The sequence below is a fragment of the Ideonella sp. A 288 genome, from assembly GCF_002198735.1.
In the GTDB taxonomy this organism is placed as follows: domain Bacteria; phylum Pseudomonadota; class Gammaproteobacteria; order Burkholderiales; family Burkholderiaceae_C; genus Pseudaquabacterium.
This window is the reverse complement of sequence record NZ_MWLO01000089.1, coordinates 12,945-28,484: the sequence shown is the minus strand read 5'-3', so window position 1 is coordinate 28,484 and position 15,540 is coordinate 12,945. Positions and strand designations below refer to the sequence as shown.

The window sequence follows — 15,540 nt, the reverse complement described above, 5'->3', positions numbered from 1 at the left end:
GGGTTGGGTGGGTCGTGTCAGGCGCCGGGGCGCCTCACGCGGCCTTCTTCCAGGGAGCGCTCTTGGCCAGGCCCCAGATCGGGCTGGAGATCGCCATGTCCATGTCGCGGGCGAAGATGGCAAAGCCGTCGTAGCCGTGGTACGGGCCGGAATAGTCCCAGCTGTGCATCTGGCGGAAGGGCACGCCCATCTTCTGGAACACGTACTTTTCCTTGATGCCCGAGCCGACCAGGTCGGGCTGCACCGCCTCGACGAACTTCTCGAACTCGTGGCCGGTCACGTCGTCATAGATCAGCGTGCCGTCCTTGATGTAGTGCGTGGTACGCTGGTAGTCGTCGTTGTGGCCGAACTCGTAGCCGGTGCCGACCACTTCCATGCCCAGGTCCTCGTAGGCACCGATCACGTGGCGCGGGCGCAGGCCGCCGACGAACAGCATGACCTTCTTGCCCTGCAGGCGCGGCTTGTACTTGTCGATGACCTGCTGCATCAGCGGCTTGTACTTGGCGATGACCGCCTCGGTCTTGGCCTTGATCGCGTCGTCGAAGTGGCTGGCGATCTCGCGCAGGCTCGCCTCGATCTTGCTCGGGCCGAAGAAGTTGTACTCGACCCAGGGGATGCCGTACTTCTCTTCCATGTGCCGGCTGATGTAGTTCATCGAGCGGTAGCAGTGCAGCACGTTGAGCTTGGCCCTGGGCGTGTTCTCCAGCTCGGCCAGCGTGCCGTCGCCGGACCATTGCGCGATCACGCGCAGGCCCATCTCCTCCAGCAGGATGCGGCTCGACCAGGCGTCGCCGCCGATGTTGTAGTCGCCGATGATGGCCACGTCGTAGGGCGTGGAGACGAACTCGGGGCGCTTGTTCGGGTCGGTCTTGTCGAAGACCCAGTCCCGGATCGCGTCGTTGGCGATGTGGTGGCCGAGCGACTGGCTGACGCCGCGAAAACCTTCGCAGCGCACCGGGATGATGGTGTGGCCGTCGTGTTCCTTCGACTTCTTCTTCGACACCGCTTCGATGTCGTCGCCGATCAGGCCGATCGGGCATTCGCTCTGGATCGAGATGCCCTTGTTCAGCGGGAACAGGTCCTGGATCTCGTCGATGATCTTGTCGAGCTTCTTGTCGCCACCGAAGACGATGTCCTTTTCCTGGAAATCGCTGGTGAACTGCATCGTCACGAAGGTGTCGACGCCGGTGGTGCCGATGTAGTAGTTGCGCCGGTTGCCCCAGCTGTACTGGCCGCAGCCCACCGGGCCGTGCGAGATGTGGATCATGTCCTTGATGGGGCCCCACACCACGCCCTTGGAACCGGCGTAGGCGCAGCCGCGGATGGTCATCACGCCGGGCAACGACTTGATGTTGCTCTTGACGCCGCAATCGGGCTTGCCTTCCTCGAACTGGCCGAGGTGCTTGGCGCGGCGCTTGGCCATCTTCTCGGGATAGGCCTTCAGGACCTCATCGATCAAGGCCTTGTTGGCGGCCTTGCGGTCTTCGATCGTCATGCTCATGGTGGGGTGCTCCAGACAGGGGTGGGGTCAGCGGGTGGCGCGGACGCCACCCCTTGCTGTGTTTCAGGTCAGGCGGCCAATGCAGCGGCGGACTTGCCGACCAGCGACTCGTCGATGGACTTCATGATCCCGTGCTCCATCAGCAGGTCTTCCAGCTGGTCCATCGTGATGGGGGTGGGGATCGTGCCGTTGCCCGCGTTGGCGTGGATCTTCTGGGCCAGGTCGCGGTACTCCTGCGCCTGCTTCGAATCCGGCGCGTACTCGAGCACCGTCATGCGGCGCAGCTCGGCGTGCTGCACGATGTTGTCGCGCGGCACGAAGTGGATCAGGCGCGAGCCGAGCATCTTGGCCAGCGAATCGGCCAGCTCGAGTTCCTTGTCGGTCTGGCGCTCGTTGCACACCAGGCCGCCCAGGCGCACGCCACCGCTGTTGGCGTACTTCAGGATGCCCTTGGAGATGTTGTTGGCCGCGTACATGGCCATCATCTCGCCCGACATCACGATGTAGATTTCCTGCGCCTTGTTCTCGCGGATGGGCATCGCGAAGCCGCCGCACACCACGTCGCCCAGCACGTCGTAGCTGACGTAGTCGACGCCGTCGTAGGCACCGTTTTCCTCGAGGAAGTTGATCGAGGTGATCACGCCGCGGCCGGCGCAGCCGACGCCCGGCTCCGGACCGCCGGACTCGACGCAACGGATGTCGCGATAGCCGACCTTCATGACGTCTTCGAGCTCGAGGTCCTCCACCGAGCCGGCTTCCGCGGCCAGCGACAGGATGGTGTCCTGGGCCTTGGCGTGCAGGATCAGGCGGGTCGAATCGGCCTTGGGGTCGCAGCCGACGATGAGGATCTTCTGACCCATCTCGGACAGGGCCGCCAGGGTGTTCTGGGAGGTGGTGGACTTGCCGATGCCACCCTTGCCGTAGAAGGCGATTTGCCGAAGTTTTGCCATTTCAATGCTCCAGTAGAAAGAGGTTTAGCGAGGTAGTCGAGACACGAAAAGAAAGCGCTCGGTCATCGCAGATTCCTTGCCGCCTTCGGTGCCTCTGTGGGTCTTCTAGGAAGGTCCCTCGGGGCCAGCCATGGGGTCCGCGCCAAGTCCTCATCGCAACCGCCGTGCCAGCCCGTCTGCATTGAGCCAAGTGCTTGTTTTTGCTGGAGAAATGCACGAATCCCGGGGTCGTCGACGGGGCCGTGTCGAATGTGTGAAACCCGACAAAGCCAGGGCCGCGGGCCGCCGGGGCTGCAAGGTTTGGCACGCAAACCACCCCTGCAGGGGCCTGCGCGGGCTGTTATGGGGTGGTACGCAGGTTGCTCTGTGGGTTGGCATGACCGAAGCCCCCGCCATCGCCGTGTCGACCAACCCGCATTACCAGCGGCTGGGCGGGCAGGCGGCCGTGGCGCAACTGGTCGAGGCCTTCTACCGGGCCATGGACACACGCGTCGACGCGCAGGCCATCCGGGCCATGCACGAGCACGACCTCGCGCCGACGAAGGCCGTGCTGGTCACCTACCTGAGCGAATGGCTCGGCGGCCCGCGCGACTACACCCCCACGCGTGGCGCGCCGCGACTGCGTCGCGTGCACCAGCCCTTCGCCATCGATGCCCCCGCGCGCGACGCCTGGATGGCGTGCATGCGCCAGGCCCTGGCCGAGACCTGCGAGGACGCCGCGCTGGGCGCGGAACTCGAGGCGGCCTTCGCCAAGGTGGCGCAGGCCGTTGTCAACACCGATTCACCTTTCACCCACCGGAGCGCTTCATGAGCACCACGATTGCCGACACCGCCTTTGCCCGCCTCGAATCAGAGGGCCGGCTCCTCAACCCCGTGCTCAAGGGCGCGACGCACAAGCCCGGCCGCATCGGCTTCCGCGGCGATATCGCGCTGAAGTTCCAGGTCAAGATGGCCGACGAGGCGCGCCCGCCCGAGACCTGTGCCGAGCAGGTCATCGCCGCGGCCCATGCCGGCGAGCCGCACCTGGCCTTCTGCTGCGGCTTCCTGCTGTCGTTCGAGTACCTCAAGCTGGTGGCCGACGTGCTGGGCGACCTGCTGTCGCCCACCGGCAAGTACTTCTTCTTCTGCGACAACGTCGACCTCGCCAAGCGCTACCAGATCGAGTACGGCGGCACCACCTTCTACATCCTGCCGATCGACGAGGCCACGGTCTACAACGAGATGCTCGAACTGCTGTACCTCGAGAAGACCGAACTGAAAAAGCTCGACACCGCGGGCAAGACCGACGCCATCGTCGACAAGGCGATGGGCTTCACGCAGAGCTTCCCGCGCATCAGCTTCGAGGAAGGGCTGGCGCTGATGGGACCGGTCCGCAACCCCTACGAAAACCGCCCGGTTTGAGTCTCGTCTTCCTGCTGCGAAGCCCGATCTCGCGCCTGCGGGGTTCGCCGTACGGGTGTACGGCTCCACTCCTCGGCGCGACCTCGGGCTTCTCGCGACGGAATCCGAGGCCCAAACCATGGCGCGTGTGATGACTGATGAGGCGCGGGGCGATGCCGCGAACGGCGATGCGGCCTATCGCAGCACGCTGGTCGGCGTGGCGGCGCATGTGCTGGCGAGCACGGCGTTCAATGCGACGCCGAAGCCGCTGCACATCGCGGGCACGCGCGAAAGCCACGCCGAGTTGTTCGACGCGCTCGACCGCTGCGGCGCGGCGGACGAGGCGCGCGTGGTGTTCGACCGCTTCATGGCGCAGCGCTTCGGGGCGGGCGAGGTCGACGCGCCCGGGCGCCGCCGGCGCAAGGCCAGCCACCTCAAGCTGCTGCAGGGCTGGGGCATGGACGCCAGCGGGGCGGCCGGTGCCGTGCTCAAGGGCTGGGTCGAGAGCCGCTTCGGCCTCATGCCGGCCTGGCACGGCGAGCGGCTCGGGCGCTTTCCCTCGCCGGCGTGGGTGCGCTACATCGAAGACAAGGCAGGCACCCGGTACCACGACACCCGGCTGTGGGGGCAGATCGACCTGTTGTTCGAATACTGCCAATGGATGCTCGCGCGCTTCGAGCTGCTCGGGCCCGGCCCGCATGCCACGCTGTGGCGCGGCAGCACGCGGGTCGAGGAGCAGCTGGTGGCGGGCAGCCTGCGCGAGCGGCACTGCACCGTGCGGCTCAACAACCTGGTGTCGTTCAGCCGCACCCGCGAGCAGGCGGGCTGCTTCGGGGACTGGGTCTTCGAGGCCCGCGTGCCGATGGTCAAGCTGCTGTTCGTGCCGGGGCTGGTGGACAGCCGGGCGCTCGATGGCGAGGCCGAGGTGCTGGCCGTCGGTGGCGACTACGAGGTAGGAGTGAGCTATGCGTGCTGAGGTGTCACCGATGTCTGCAGCGCCTGCCGCCGGCGCGCCCGCGGCCCTGGCCGACCTGCCCGCGCTGCGTGACCGCGCGCTGGGCGCCTACCTGGGCCTGGCGCTGGGCGACGCGCTGGGCGCCACGGTCGAGTTCATGACGCCGCGCGAGATCGCGCTGCGCCATGGGGTGCACCAGCAGATCACCGGTGGCGGCTGGCTCAAGCTGGCCCCCGGCCAGGTCACCGACGACACCACGATGAGCCTGGCGCTGGGCGAGGCGCTGCTGCGCGGCGCGCGCGACGGCCGACTGCACGACACCGGCCTCATCGCCGAGGCCTACGTGGCCTGGTGGCGCGGCAAGCCGGTCGATTGCGGCAACACCTGCCGCCGCGGCATCCAGCGCTACCTGCGCGACGGCAGCCTGGCCGGCCCCCAGAGCGACGGCGACGGCGGCAACGGCGCGCTGATGCGCAACCTGCCCGCCGCGCTGGCCACGCTGGGCGACGACGCGGCCTTCGTGCGCGTGTCGCTGGCGCAGTCGCATGTCACCCACCACCACCCGTTGTCCGACGCGGCGGTGCTGGGCATCGGCCATGCGCTGCGCGCGCTGGTGGTGGATGGTTCGGTGCTGCGCGCACGGGCCCACCTCGATGCGCTGGTGCGCGACCTGCCGGTGTTCCGCTACGCGCCCTACCCGCGCCGCGCCAGCGGCTACGTCGTCGACACGGTGCAGACCGTGCTGCACTTCTACACCTCGCACGACGACTTCGAGGACGCCGTCGTCGGCGCCGTCAACCAGGGCGACGACGCCGACACCACCGGCGCGCTGGTCGGCATGCTGGCCGGTGCGCGCTGCGGCGCCGCCGCGCTGCCCTCGCGCTGGGTGTCGCGGCTGCAGCCGGCGGTGCGCCGGGCCATCACCGAGCAGACCGAGGCGCTGCTGGCCATGGCGCTGCGCCACCGTGCGCCGCCGCCGCCGGCCTGATCGCCCGCACGCCATCGCCCACGGCGCCGTTCCCATCCCCCATCGCTTCCCAGGAGTCCGACATGCCGCTCTTCGACTACCGCTGCACCGCCTGCCAGGCCGATTTCGAACTGCTGGTGCGCTCCAGCACCGTGCCCACCTGCCCGCAGTGCGGCAGCACCGCGCTCGAGCGGCAGCTCTCGCGCCTCGCGCCCGCGGGCACCAGTGCGTCGATCGTGGCCGGTGCGCGCCGCGCGGCCGCGCGCGAAGGCCACTTCAGCAACTACTCCAAGTCCGAGCGCGCCAAGCTGCCGAAGTAGCCGGTGGCGGTGCCCGATCGCGCGGCCCTGCCCCGCCTCGGCGCCCCCTCATCGCTTACCCGCAGGCGCCCGCCGGGCCCGCTGCAGATTTGAGGAATCTCAAGAACCTGCGTCAAACCCAACCCTAGCATCCAGCCCCTCTGGGTCGAGGTGAAGGGGTTGCGATGCAGGCCATCTTGGACACGGCGCCACCGCCGCCGCGGGCGATCGAGCGCCGGCCGATGACCGGCAACGAGGCCATCGCGCGCGGGGCCTGGGAAGCCGGCGTCGCCGTGGCCGCCGCCTACCCGGGCACGCCCAGCACCGAGATCCTCGAAGCCCTGGCCACCTACCCCCGGGACGACCTGCACGCGCAGTGGTCCACCAACGAGAAGGTGGCGCTGGACGTGGCCATCGGCGCGTCCTTCGCCGGCCGTCGCGCGCTGGCCGCGATGAAGCACGTGGGCCTCAACGTGGCCTCGGATGCCTTCATGTCGCAGGCCTACATCGGCGCGCATGGCGGGCTGGTGCTGGTGGTGGCCGACGACCCGGGCATCCACAGCTCGCAGAACGAGCAGGATTCGCGCGTCTATGGCCAGTTCGCCTCGGTGCCGGTGCTCGAGCCGTCCGACGCCCAGGAGGCGCTGGCCTTCACGCGGATGGCCTTCGAGCTGTCCGAGCGCTTCGACACCATGGTCATCGTGCGCACCACCACGCGCCTGTCGCACACCCGCAGCGCGGTGGCGGTGGGCGAGCGCGTGGCCGTGCCCTCGCGCGGCTTTGCCGAGCTGCCGCGCAAGAACGTGATGATCCCCGCGCACGCGCGCGGTCGCCACGTCGCGATGATCGAGCGCGAGGGCCAGCTCAAGCAGTGGCTGGCCGACGCGCCGATCAACCGCTGGGAGCCGGGCGAGGCCTCGCTGGGCATCATCACCGCCGGCACCTGCTACACCTATGTGCGCGAGGTGCTGTCGACGGCGCCGGTGCAGCCGCAGGTGCTCAAGCTCGGCGCGTCCTGGCCCCTGCCGGAAGATCTGCTGCGCCGCTTCTGTGCCTCGGTCGACCGCGTCCTGGTGGTCGAGGAGCTCGAGCCGCTGATCGAGCGGGAGCTGCGCGCCATGGGCCTGGCCGTCGAAGGCAAGCGCTTCTTTCCGCGCGTCGGAGAGTTCTCGCCCGAGGTGCTGCGCGCCGGCCTCGAGCAGGCCGGCGTGCTGGCGCCGCGGCCGATGCCGGCCCGCACCTTCACGCCCGAGCCGGTGGTGCGCCCGCCGGTGCTGTGCGCCGGCTGTCCGCACACGTCCACCTACATGGCCGTGCGCGCCTCGGGGGCGCGCGTGGCCGGCGACATCGGCTGCTACACCCTGGCCGCGCTCGACCCGCTGCGCGGCCTGGACACCTCGGTGGCCATGGGCTCGTCGATCGGCGTGGCCATCGGCCTGGCCAAGGCCGGCGAAACCAAGCCGGTGATGGCCACCATCGGCGATTCCACCTTCCTGCACGCCGGCATCCCGCCGCTGATCGACGCCGTGTACAACGGCGCCGACATCACCGTGATGCTGCTCGACAACCACATCACCGCGATGACCGGCGGCCAGGAGCACGCCGGCACCGGCCGCACCCTGCGCGGCGACCCCGCGCCGCGGGTCGACTACGAGGCGCTGCTGAAGGCCGTCGGCGTCCAGTGGATCCGCAAGGTCGACTCCTACGACCTGGCCGCGATGGTGCAGACCCTGCGCGAGGCCATCGCCTACCGCGGCGTGTCGGTGGTCATCTCCGACCGGCCCTGCGTCATCGACCCGGTGCGCATCAAGGGCCCGGCGCTGTCGGTGTCCGAGAAGCTGTGCAACGCCTGCCAGTCGTGCATGAACCTGGGCTGCCCCGCGCTCACCTGGGCCGAAGGCACCTTCGAGGGCCGCCACCAGGTGCGCATCGATCCCGCGCTGTGCGTGGGCTGCACGCTGTGCGCCCAGGTCTGCACGGTCGACTGCATCAAGCCGCCGGGGGCCGCATCGTGAGCACGGTCGACACGCCCGCCGCTTCCCCCGCCGTGACCAACGTGCTGATCGTCGGCGTCGGTGGCCAGGGCGTGATCCTGGTGTCCAAGGTGCTGGCCTACCTGGCGCAGCAGCGTGGCTTCGAGGTCAAGCAGAGCGAGGTGCACGGCATGGCCAAGCGCGGCGGCGCCGTGTTCAGCCACGTGCGCTTCGGGCCGCAGGTGTGGTCGCCCACCATCACCCAGGGCGAGGCCGACGTGCTGGTGGCGCTGGAATGGGCCGAGGGCCTGCGCTGGCTGCCCTGGCTGCGGCACGGCAGGGGGCTGTTCGTGGCCGACACCAAGCGCATCGTGCCGCCCTTCGCCTGCCTGAACCGGCGGCCCGGCGCGGCGATGCGCTACGCCCGCGAAACGCCGGCCGAGGTGCGCGAGCATGTCGCCGAGGGCTGCGCCATCGACGCCACCCGCATTGCCGAAGACCTGGGCAACGAGCGCGTCGCCAACGTCGTGCTGCTGGGCGCGCTGTCGGTGGCGCTCGATTTCACGGTCGACGAATGGGAGACCGCGCTGGCCACCTTCGTGCCCGCCAAGACCCTGTCCGTCAACCTGAAGGCCTTCGGCCTGGGCCGCGAGTGGATCGAGCGCGAGCGCCGCGGCGAAGGCACCGAGCCCGCCGACACCTCGCATGCCGCCACGCTCGCCGGCAGCGGCACCGAGGTGCCTGCCCCCTGGCTCGAGATCACGCCGGCCTGGTGCAAGAGCTGCGACATCTGCGTCAAGCTCTGCCCCGAGCGCTGCCTCGTGCTCAACGGCGAACGCGTCGTCGAACTGGCCGAGCCCGAGCGCTGCACCGGCTGTCGCCTGTGCGAGTGGCTGTGTCCCGATTTCGCCATCCGCGTCCACCTCGAATCGCCGGCCCTGTCGGCGGCTGCTGCCCCATGACTTCGCCTGTCACCGAACCCTTCGCAGCACTGCAGGAGGCCAGCCTGGCCAGCGCCGTGCCGGTGCGCACCGAAGCGCCGCGCGCGCGCCTGCTGTCCGGCAACCACGCCTGCGCGCTGGGCGCGGTGGCGGCCGGGTGCCGCTTCTTTGCCGGCTACCCCATCACCCCCTCGTCCGAGGTGGCCGAGCGCCTGTCGCGGCTGCTGCCGCCGCTGGGTGGCGTGTTCGTGCAGATGGAAGACGAGATCGCCTCGATGGCCGCCGTCATCGGCGCGTCGATGGGCGGCGAGAAGGCCATGACGGCCACCAGCGGCCCCGGCTTCTCGCTGAAGCAGGAGAACCTGGGCTACGCCGCCGCAGCCGAGATCCCCTGCGTGATCATCGACGTGATGCGCGGCGGCCCGTCCACCGGCATGCCCACCCGGCCGGCGCAGGCCGACCTGATGCAGACGCGCTGGGGCAGCCACGGCGACTACCCGATGATCGTGCTGGTGCCGGCCTCGGTGCGCGAGGTGCACGACGAGACCGTGCGCGCCTTCGCACTGGCCGAGCGGCTGCGCACGCCGGTGGTGGTGCTGTACGACCAGGCCATCGCGCAGCTCACCGAGACCGTCGAGCTGCCGCCCGCCGGCAGCGTCGTGCCGGTCGAGCGCACATGGGCCAGCGGCCCGCGCGAAAACTATCAACCTTATGCAGCGACCGACGACGGCGTGCCGCCGATGGCGCGCCCGGGCGCCGGCTACCGCACGCACACCACGGGCCTGACGCACGCCGAGAGCGGCTTCCCGAGCCAGAAGCCCGAGGTGGTGGAGCGCAACCAGACCCGGCTGCTGACCAAGCTGGACAAGCACCGCGAGCTGATCGACAAGGTCGAGGCGCTGCAGTGCGACGATGCCGAGGTGCTGATCGTGGCCATCGGCATCAGCGCCCGCGCCGCGTGTCGCGCGGTGGCGCTGGCCCGCGAGCACGGCGTGCGCGCGGGGCTGTTCCGCCCGATCACGCTGTGGCCCTTCCCCGAGGCGGCGCTGCGCCAGGCGGCCGCGCAGGCCCGGGCGGTGCTGGTGCCCGAGATGAATGCCGGCCAGTTGCGGCTGGAGGTCGAGCGCATCCTGCGCGACCGGCCGGTGGCGGGCCTGAACCGCTACGACGGCGAACCCATCGCGCCGGCGGTCATCGCCGCACGCGCCGAGTCACTGGCCAGGGAGACACACTGATGTTGCGCAACGCGGCGGGTTTCGACATCCGCAACCACCTGCGGCAGGAGATGATGCCGCACTTCCTGTGCCCGGGCTGCGGCCACGGCCTGGCCTTGCGCGCGTTGCTGTGGGCGCTGGACGAGGCGGGCATCGACAAGGACCGCCTGGCGGTGGTGTCGGGCATCGGCTGTGCCGGACGGCTCTCGGCCTACATCGATGCCAACACCTTCCACACCACGCACGGCCGGCCGCTGGCCTTCGCCACCGGCCTGGCGCTGGCCCGGCCCGACCTGCACGTGGTGGTCATCAGCGGCGACGGCGACTGCCTGGCCATCGGCGGCAACCACCTCATCCACGCCTGCCGCCGCAACCTGAAGATGACCTGCCTGATGCTCAACAACGAGATCTACGGCATGACCGGCGGGCAGGTCTCGCCCACCACATCGGAGCAGATGCTCACCAGCACCACGCCGCTGGGCAATGCCGAGCCGGCCTTCGACGCTTGCGCGCTGGCCGCCGCGGCCGGCGCCGGCTTCGTCGGCCGCGAGGTCACGCACCACGTGCCCAAGCTGAAGGAGCTGATCCGGCAGGGCCTGGACCACCCCGGTTTCGCCTTTGTCGAGGTGCTCACCGACTGCACCGAGATCTTCGGCCGCAAGAACGAGCTGGGCTCGTCGCCCGAGATGATCCTGCGCCAGAAGAGCGACATCCGCCCCAGCGCCTACCGCGACACGGTGGACAGCCCGTTCCGGTCCACCGACCTGCGCACCGGCGTGCTGGCCGTGAACGACCGACCCGAGTACGGCGCGGCCTATCGCCGGGCCGCCGCCCTGGCCGCGAGCGCGTCATGAGCGGCACCCTGCGGATGGAACTGCGCATCGCCGGCACTGGCGGCCAGGGCCTGATCCTGGCGTCGAAGATGCTGGCGCAGGCGCTGGTGGCCGGTGGCCGCGGCGTGGCGCAGTCGCAGACCTACGAGCCCACCTCGCGCGGCGGCTACTGCAATGCCGATCTGGTGGTGGGCGAGCCCGACCTCGACTACCCGCTGACCACCGCGCTCGATGCGCTGGTACTGCTGGACCAGCTGGCCGTGGACCCGTCGTGGCACCTGCTTCGGCCGGGCGCACTGGTGCTGGCCGACACGCGGCTGTGCCCGGAACTGCCCGCCGGCGACTGCCGGGCGCTGCACCTGCCGATGACGCGCACCGCCATCGAGCTGGGCAGCGAGCGCGTGGCCAACATCGTGGCGCTGGGCGCGCTCGTCGCTCTGGGCGGCGCCTGCGACCGCGAGCTGCTGGCCCGCTCGGTGCGGGCCGAAACGCCGCGCCTCTACATCGACCTCAACATGGACGCGCTGGCGGCCGGCTTCAGCCTGGCCGACGCGGCGACGCGGCACTGACGCGTGCGCGGCGGGCGCCTCAACGGCCCGCGGCGATCGCCTGCAGCTTGCGGTCCACGGCCTGGCGGAAGGTGTCGTTGCCGCTGCCCGGCAAGGTGCCGGCGGGCCGGGCGATGGCCGGTGCCGCGGCGACGAAGCCCGGTTGCGTCTGCGCCGGGGGCGTCGACGTGATCAGGGCCGGCCCGGGTTCGCGCGGCCTGACCGTCACGCGCAGCTCACGGTCGCCGAAGCGATAGGTCATCGAGCCCTCGTCGATGCGCACCACGCTGGCCGCGCTGCCGAGTGGGTCGCCCACCCGCACCAGGGCCTCGGGCCCGCCATCGACCGACACCACCGCCAGGGGTTGCCGATCGGCGCCGACCAGCAGGCCAGCCAGCGTCACCGCCGGTGCCTTCGGTGCGGCAGGCGGGCTCGCGAGGGGGGGCGGCACGACCAGCGCCGGCGGCAGTGCCGCCACCGCAGCCTGCGGCCCCGTGGGCGACGTCTGGCCGGCTGGCACGGCGACCGCCTGCGGGGCGGGCTCGGCCTCCACCAGCCACCATGCCGCGCCCGCGGCGGCCAGCATCACGGCCGCGGCCATCGAGGTGTTCACGAGTGTGGTCATGGCGTCGGACCGGTGTGCCGGGTCTTCAGCGGAACGCCAGGAAGGCGCCGCCCAGGGTGCGCCCGGAGGTGTCCGAAAACGTGCACGAGCCGCTCAGGCCCGGCCAGCGGATGCACTCGAGCGAGGTGCTCGAGCCGATCAGCAGCGTCATGTTGTACGACCCGTCGGCCCCGAAGTACGCGCTGCCGACGACGCCGTAGCTGCCGCTCTGCTGGAAGGGGCAGTTGAGGGCGCCGTAAATGGTCAGCTTGGACGAGGTGAGGAGATCACCCGTGGCGTCGACCTGCAGTTCGGTGCAGCCGGACAGGCCGCCGACGTTGGTCGACACCGCCCACAGCAGGTCGGTGTAGGTGTCCGGCGTGCCCACGCGGTAGGCGTTGGCGACCAGGGGCAAGGCGGCGAGCGCGGCGGTCAGGCAGCCACGCGTCAGGGATGGGTTCATGAGGTACTCCGGCTGGGTCGGATGGCGGCGGGCCATCGTGAGGTTGAGAGGGCCATGTCGGGCTGGCGGGTCGAATGCACTCCACCAACGCCACGCACCTTGTCGGCGCCGACCGCTGTCACGTCCCGTTGCGTTCCGCCCGAACCTTGTGCGGACGGTCAGCCCAGGCGCGATGCGGGTCGGGTCGATGCAGCGTGCGATGCGCCTGGGCATGGTGCCAGGGCCCGGCCGCCCGGACGGTGGGGCGCCGCACACAAGGCCGTTTGCTCGCCAGGGGCGCCGCCACGGCCTTGGGTGCCTGGGCCAGCACCCCGCCGCGGTGCCCTGCGTGCCCCACCGCACAGATTGCCGCAGCCGTTTGCGTGACCCTCGCACCGTCGATCCCCGGGCCGCCACAACGGGCTCCGGACCGCATCGACACCCCTCAGCCGCATGACCGAAGGCATTTCCATGAAGCGCACGACCCTGGCCTGTCTCCTTGCCGTGGCCCCCCTCGCGGGGTGGGCCAACATCATCCCCACCGGCACCGCCATCACCGGCACCGGACCGTACCTGTGGACCTACGACCTGCAGTTGTCGCAGGACCAGGACGTGACCCCGGGCGATCCCCCGACCGACAACCCCGTGCCGCACGAGAACCTGCGCTTCGGCTCCTTCCTGACGCTGTACGACTTCGCCGGCTTCGTGCCCGGCTCGTGTTTCGGCCCGATCGGCTGGACCTGCGTCGACCGGCTCGTCGGCTTCACCCCCGACGACGTGCTGCCCATCGACGATCCGCTGCTGCCCAACCTGACCTGGATCTACACCGCCGGCGCCACGCTGAGTGGCCAGCCCAACGGCCGCGACCTGGGCAAGTTCGGCGCCAGCTCGATCTATTCGGACGAGCACGAGGTGAGCTACGCCGCGCGCGGCGTCAAGAACAACGGCGCGTCGGTCGGTTCGATCGCCGACAACGTGGGCAACACCCGCGGCCCGATGGCGCTGAACACCGTGCCCGAACCGTCGTCGCTGCTGCTGGTCGGTGCGGCCTTCGCCCTGCTCGGCTGGACCCGCTCGCGCAAGGCAAGCCGCTAGCGCGTGGTCCGTGCGCGGCGGTCGTCTTTCACCGTGGAGAGCGGCGTCAACACGCATGCCGCCCACCCTCGATACGATGTGACCATGCGCTGGTCCAAGGCATGTTCCCTCGTCGCGCTGCTGGCCGCCGCACTGGCTTGGCCGGCGGCGGCAGGGGCCGCTGCCGGGTTGCAGACGGTGTGCACCATCACCGTCAACTCGGCCGACGAGAAGGAGGCCTTCCGTCGCCATCTGCCCGAGGCCAAGTACCGCTTCGTCGAACTCGTCGAGCGCGGCCGGCCCGACTGGCTGGCCTCGGCCTGCCGCGCGGACGTGGCCTGCGACGTGCTCATCATCTCGGGCCACTACGACGGCGCCCACGAGTTCTTTTCCGACCGGCTGGAGACGCGCGAGTACCTGCCGGTGGCCGAGCTGGAGCGCGTGTCCTGCAGCGAATCGTGCCCGGCCCTGTTCTCGCGGCTGAAGGAAGTGCACCTGTTCGGCTGCAACACGCTGAACCCGGCACCGCAGGGCGGTGCCGCGGCCGAGATCGTGCGCAGCGTGGTGCGCGAAGGCCACTCGGCAAAGGAGGCCGCGCGCCAGCTGGCCGCGCTGAACTCGGCCTTCGGCGAGAGCAGCCGTGACCGCATGCGCCAGATCTTCATGGACGTGCCGGTGATCTATGGCTTCTCCTCGTCGGCCCCGCTGGGCCCGGTCGCCGCTGCCACCCTCGAGGGCTATTTCCAGGGCAACGGCATCCGTGAGGTCGGTCAGGGCCATCCCAGCGGTCGCCTGCTCGGACACTTCGCGCCGTTCGCGATGACGGTGGCGCAGGGCCTGACCGACAAGGACCCGCAGGCCGCCGTGCGCCGCGATGTCTGCCGCTTTGCCGACGACCGCGTGTCGAACGCGGACAAGCTCGACTTCGTCCACGAACTGCTGCAACGGCCCAATGCCGATGCATGGGTGCACCTCGACCGCATCCAGCGGCAGGCCACCGCGCCCGACGACGCGGCGCCGATGGCGCCGGACGTGGCCCGGGCGCGCGATCGCATCGTGCGCGACGACGCGGCGCGCACCCGCTTCCTCGCCGTGGCACGGGCCACCGCACAGCCGTCGTCGCGCGCGCGCCTGATCGACGTGGCCCGCGACCTGGGCTGGCTGTCGGCCGAGCAGCGCTGGCAGGAACTCGCGCTGATGCTGGGCGACCTGCAGGCCCGCCCCGCGTTGGGCATCACCGAGGTCGATCTCGCCTGCACGCTGAACCGCGAGCACGACCTCGACGGCGCCTTCAACCGGCGCGTCGCGCCCGGCAGCCCGGCCGACGACGTGCCGCACGCCGCCGTGCGCGCCTGCCTGGGCAGCGCCGAGGCCCATGCGCGCACGCTGCAGGCGCTGGTGGGCGCCAGCGAGGCCGACGTGCAGATCGCCCAGGCCTACCTCCGCCACCGGCCCCTCAACGACCCCGCCGAGCTGCGCCGTGTCGCCGCAGACGTGGCTGCGATGCACCCGTCCGACGCCCAGGTGCGGGCGCTGGAGGCGCTGGGCCGGCACTACCTGTCCGATGGCGACATCCTGGACCGGCTCACCCGCCTGTTCGCGGACACCCCGTCCTGGTCGGTGCAGGCCGCGGTCGCCGGCATCCTGATCCGGGCCGACCGCCGCGCCATCGCCAGCCCCCGGCTGCTGAGCACCCTGGTCGAGCGCCGCCTGCCGTCGCCCAACGGCGGCAACATGATCGACGCGCTGGTGCACCGGTTGCAGTCGCCCTGACCACGGCGGCGCGCCACCGCCGCGCCCACCTCCGCGCGCGCCACCGCGACACATGTCCTTTCCCGGCCGGCCCCGGTTGTGAAACA

The 15,540-nt window shown here is 70.5% G+C and carries 16 protein-coding genes; 12 read left to right on the top strand and 4 right to left on the bottom strand.

Going from position 1 to position 15,540, the window contains the following annotated elements; genetic code table 11:
- Positions 1-34: 34 nt before the first annotated feature.
- Positions 35-1,501: a nitrogenase molybdenum-iron protein alpha chain gene (gene nifD / locus EOINJALH_RS07890; RefSeq protein WP_088279802.1), complete on the bottom strand. Its 1,467-nt coding sequence runs from the start codon at positions 1,499-1,501 to the stop codon at positions 35-37.
- 68 nt (positions 1,502-1,569) lie between these two features.
- The gene (nifH, locus tag EOINJALH_RS07885; RefSeq protein ID WP_088279801.1) at positions 1,570-2,451 is read right to left on the bottom strand and encodes a nitrogenase iron protein; all 882 of its coding nucleotides are present in this window, start codon (positions 2,449-2,451) and stop codon (positions 1,570-1,572) included.
- 376 nt (positions 2,452-2,827) lie between these two features.
- Between nifH and EOINJALH_RS07880 the strand changes: the two genes are divergently transcribed.
- The 10 genes from EOINJALH_RS07880 (at position 2,828) to EOINJALH_RS07835 (ending at position 11,582) form a co-directional block, all read left to right on the top strand.
- Positions 2,828-3,262 (top strand): group II truncated hemoglobin, encoded by a 435-nt coding sequence (locus tag EOINJALH_RS07880; RefSeq protein ID WP_088279800.1) that lies wholly within the window; start codon positions 2,828-2,830, stop codon positions 3,260-3,262.
- The gene (locus EOINJALH_RS07875) at positions 3,259-3,852 is read left to right on the top strand and encodes a hypothetical protein (RefSeq protein ID WP_088279799.1); all 594 of its coding nucleotides are present in this window, start codon (positions 3,259-3,261) and stop codon (positions 3,850-3,852) included. Before EOINJALH_RS07880 ends, EOINJALH_RS07875 begins: the two co-directional genes overlap by 4 nt.
- A gap of 130 nt (positions 3,853-3,982) precedes the next feature.
- Positions 3,983-4,807 carry an NAD(+)--dinitrogen-reductase ADP-D-ribosyltransferase gene (locus tag EOINJALH_RS07870; RefSeq protein ID WP_088279805.1) on the top strand — a complete coding sequence of 275 codons (825 nt, stop codon included), beginning with the start codon at positions 3,983-3,985 and terminating at the stop codon, positions 4,805-4,807.
- Positions 4,808-4,817: 10 nt separating this feature from the next.
- Entirely contained in the window at positions 4,818-5,774 is a 957-nt protein-coding gene (draG, locus tag EOINJALH_RS07865; RefSeq protein WP_088279804.1) for an ADP-ribosyl-[dinitrogen reductase] hydrolase, read from the top strand.
- A gap of 62 nt (positions 5,775-5,836) precedes the next feature.
- Positions 5,837-6,073, top strand: a complete 237-nt coding sequence (locus EOINJALH_RS07860) for a zinc ribbon domain-containing protein (RefSeq protein ID WP_088279798.1) — start codon at positions 5,837-5,839, stop codon at positions 6,071-6,073.
- Positions 6,074-6,237: 164 nt separating this feature from the next.
- Positions 6,238-8,067, top strand: coding sequence for an indolepyruvate ferredoxin oxidoreductase subunit alpha (gene iorA / locus EOINJALH_RS07855; protein ID WP_088279797.1), 1,830 nt, complete (start codon positions 6,238-6,240; stop codon positions 8,065-8,067).
- A gap of 32 nt (positions 8,068-8,099) precedes the next feature.
- On the top strand, positions 8,100-8,987 hold the full coding sequence (locus EOINJALH_RS07850; RefSeq protein WP_199873211.1) for a 2-oxoacid:acceptor oxidoreductase family protein: 888 nt from the start codon (positions 8,100-8,102) through the stop codon (positions 8,985-8,987).
- Positions 8,984-10,201, top strand: a complete 1,218-nt coding sequence (locus tag EOINJALH_RS07845) for a 2-oxoacid:acceptor oxidoreductase subunit alpha (protein ID WP_088279796.1) — start codon at positions 8,984-8,986, stop codon at positions 10,199-10,201. Before EOINJALH_RS07850 ends, EOINJALH_RS07845 begins: the two co-directional genes overlap by 4 nt.
- Positions 10,201-11,034 carry a thiamine pyrophosphate-dependent enzyme gene (locus tag EOINJALH_RS07840; protein ID WP_088279795.1) on the top strand — a complete coding sequence of 278 codons (834 nt, stop codon included), beginning with the start codon at positions 10,201-10,203 and terminating at the stop codon, positions 11,032-11,034. Before EOINJALH_RS07845 ends, EOINJALH_RS07840 begins: the two co-directional genes overlap by 1 nt.
- Positions 11,031-11,582, top strand: a complete 552-nt coding sequence (locus EOINJALH_RS07835) for a 2-oxoacid:acceptor oxidoreductase family protein (RefSeq protein WP_088279794.1) — start codon at positions 11,031-11,033, stop codon at positions 11,580-11,582. The genes EOINJALH_RS07840 and EOINJALH_RS07835 overlap by 4 nt, the downstream gene beginning before the upstream one ends.
- Before the next feature lie 19 nt (positions 11,583-11,601).
- Here EOINJALH_RS07835 and EOINJALH_RS07830 read toward each other — a convergent pair whose 3' ends face one another.
- Together EOINJALH_RS07830 and EOINJALH_RS07825 are read right to left on the bottom strand one after the other, a co-directional pair.
- Positions 11,602-12,186, bottom strand: coding sequence for a hypothetical protein (locus tag EOINJALH_RS07830; RefSeq protein WP_088279793.1), 585 nt, complete (start codon positions 12,184-12,186; stop codon positions 11,602-11,604).
- A gap of 25 nt (positions 12,187-12,211) precedes the next feature.
- Positions 12,212-12,628: a hypothetical protein gene (locus tag EOINJALH_RS07825; RefSeq protein ID WP_144289917.1), complete on the bottom strand. Its 417-nt coding sequence runs from the start codon at positions 12,626-12,628 to the stop codon at positions 12,212-12,214.
- 450 nt (positions 12,629-13,078) lie between these two features.
- Here EOINJALH_RS07825 and EOINJALH_RS07820 point away from each other — a divergent pair, with 450 nt between their 5' ends.
- Together EOINJALH_RS07820 and EOINJALH_RS07815 are read left to right on the top strand one after the other, a co-directional pair.
- Positions 13,079-13,702, top strand: coding sequence for a PEP-CTERM sorting domain-containing protein (locus EOINJALH_RS07820; RefSeq protein WP_158219684.1), 624 nt, complete (start codon positions 13,079-13,081; stop codon positions 13,700-13,702).
- Positions 13,703-13,786: 84 nt separating this feature from the next.
- The gene (locus EOINJALH_RS07815) at positions 13,787-15,454 is read left to right on the top strand and encodes a hypothetical protein (protein WP_144289916.1); all 1,668 of its coding nucleotides are present in this window, start codon (positions 13,787-13,789) and stop codon (positions 15,452-15,454) included.
- Positions 15,455-15,540: the final 86 nt, after the last annotated feature.

Bases quoted from the DNA above. Each gene is read 5' to 3' on its own strand.
- nifD (WP_088279802.1), bottom strand. From the start codon at position 1,501: ATGAGCATGACGATCGAAGACCGCAAGGCCGCCAACAAGGCCTTGATC.
- nifH (WP_088279801.1), bottom strand. From the start codon at position 2,451: ATGGCAAAACTTCGGCAAATCGCCTTCTACGGCAAGGGTGGCATCGGC.
- EOINJALH_RS07880 (WP_088279800.1), top strand. From the start codon at position 2,828: ATGACCGAAGCCCCCGCCATCGCCGTGTCGACCAACCCGCATTACCAG.
- EOINJALH_RS07875 (WP_088279799.1), top strand. From the start codon at position 3,259: ATGAGCACCACGATTGCCGACACCGCCTTTGCCCGCCTCGAATCAGAG.
- EOINJALH_RS07870 (WP_088279805.1), top strand. From the start codon at position 3,983: ATGACTGATGAGGCGCGGGGCGATGCCGCGAACGGCGATGCGGCCTAT.
- draG (WP_088279804.1), top strand. From the start codon at position 4,818: ATGTCTGCAGCGCCTGCCGCCGGCGCGCCCGCGGCCCTGGCCGACCTG.
- EOINJALH_RS07860 (WP_088279798.1), top strand. From the start codon at position 5,837: ATGCCGCTCTTCGACTACCGCTGCACCGCCTGCCAGGCCGATTTCGAA.
- iorA (WP_088279797.1), top strand. From the start codon at position 6,238: ATGCAGGCCATCTTGGACACGGCGCCACCGCCGCCGCGGGCGATCGAG.
- EOINJALH_RS07845 (WP_088279796.1), top strand. From the start codon at position 8,984: ATGACTTCGCCTGTCACCGAACCCTTCGCAGCACTGCAGGAGGCCAGC.
- EOINJALH_RS07840 (WP_088279795.1), top strand. From the start codon at position 10,201: ATGTTGCGCAACGCGGCGGGTTTCGACATCCGCAACCACCTGCGGCAG.
- EOINJALH_RS07835 (WP_088279794.1), top strand. From the start codon at position 11,031: ATGAGCGGCACCCTGCGGATGGAACTGCGCATCGCCGGCACTGGCGGC.
- EOINJALH_RS07830 (WP_088279793.1), bottom strand. From the start codon at position 12,186: ATGACCACACTCGTGAACACCTCGATGGCCGCGGCCGTGATGCTGGCC.
- EOINJALH_RS07825 (WP_144289917.1), bottom strand. From the start codon at position 12,628: ATGAACCCATCCCTGACGCGTGGCTGCCTGACCGCCGCGCTCGCCGCC.
- EOINJALH_RS07820 (WP_158219684.1), top strand. From the start codon at position 13,079: ATGAAGCGCACGACCCTGGCCTGTCTCCTTGCCGTGGCCCCCCTCGCG.
- EOINJALH_RS07815 (WP_144289916.1), top strand. From the start codon at position 13,787: ATGCGCTGGTCCAAGGCATGTTCCCTCGTCGCGCTGCTGGCCGCCGCA.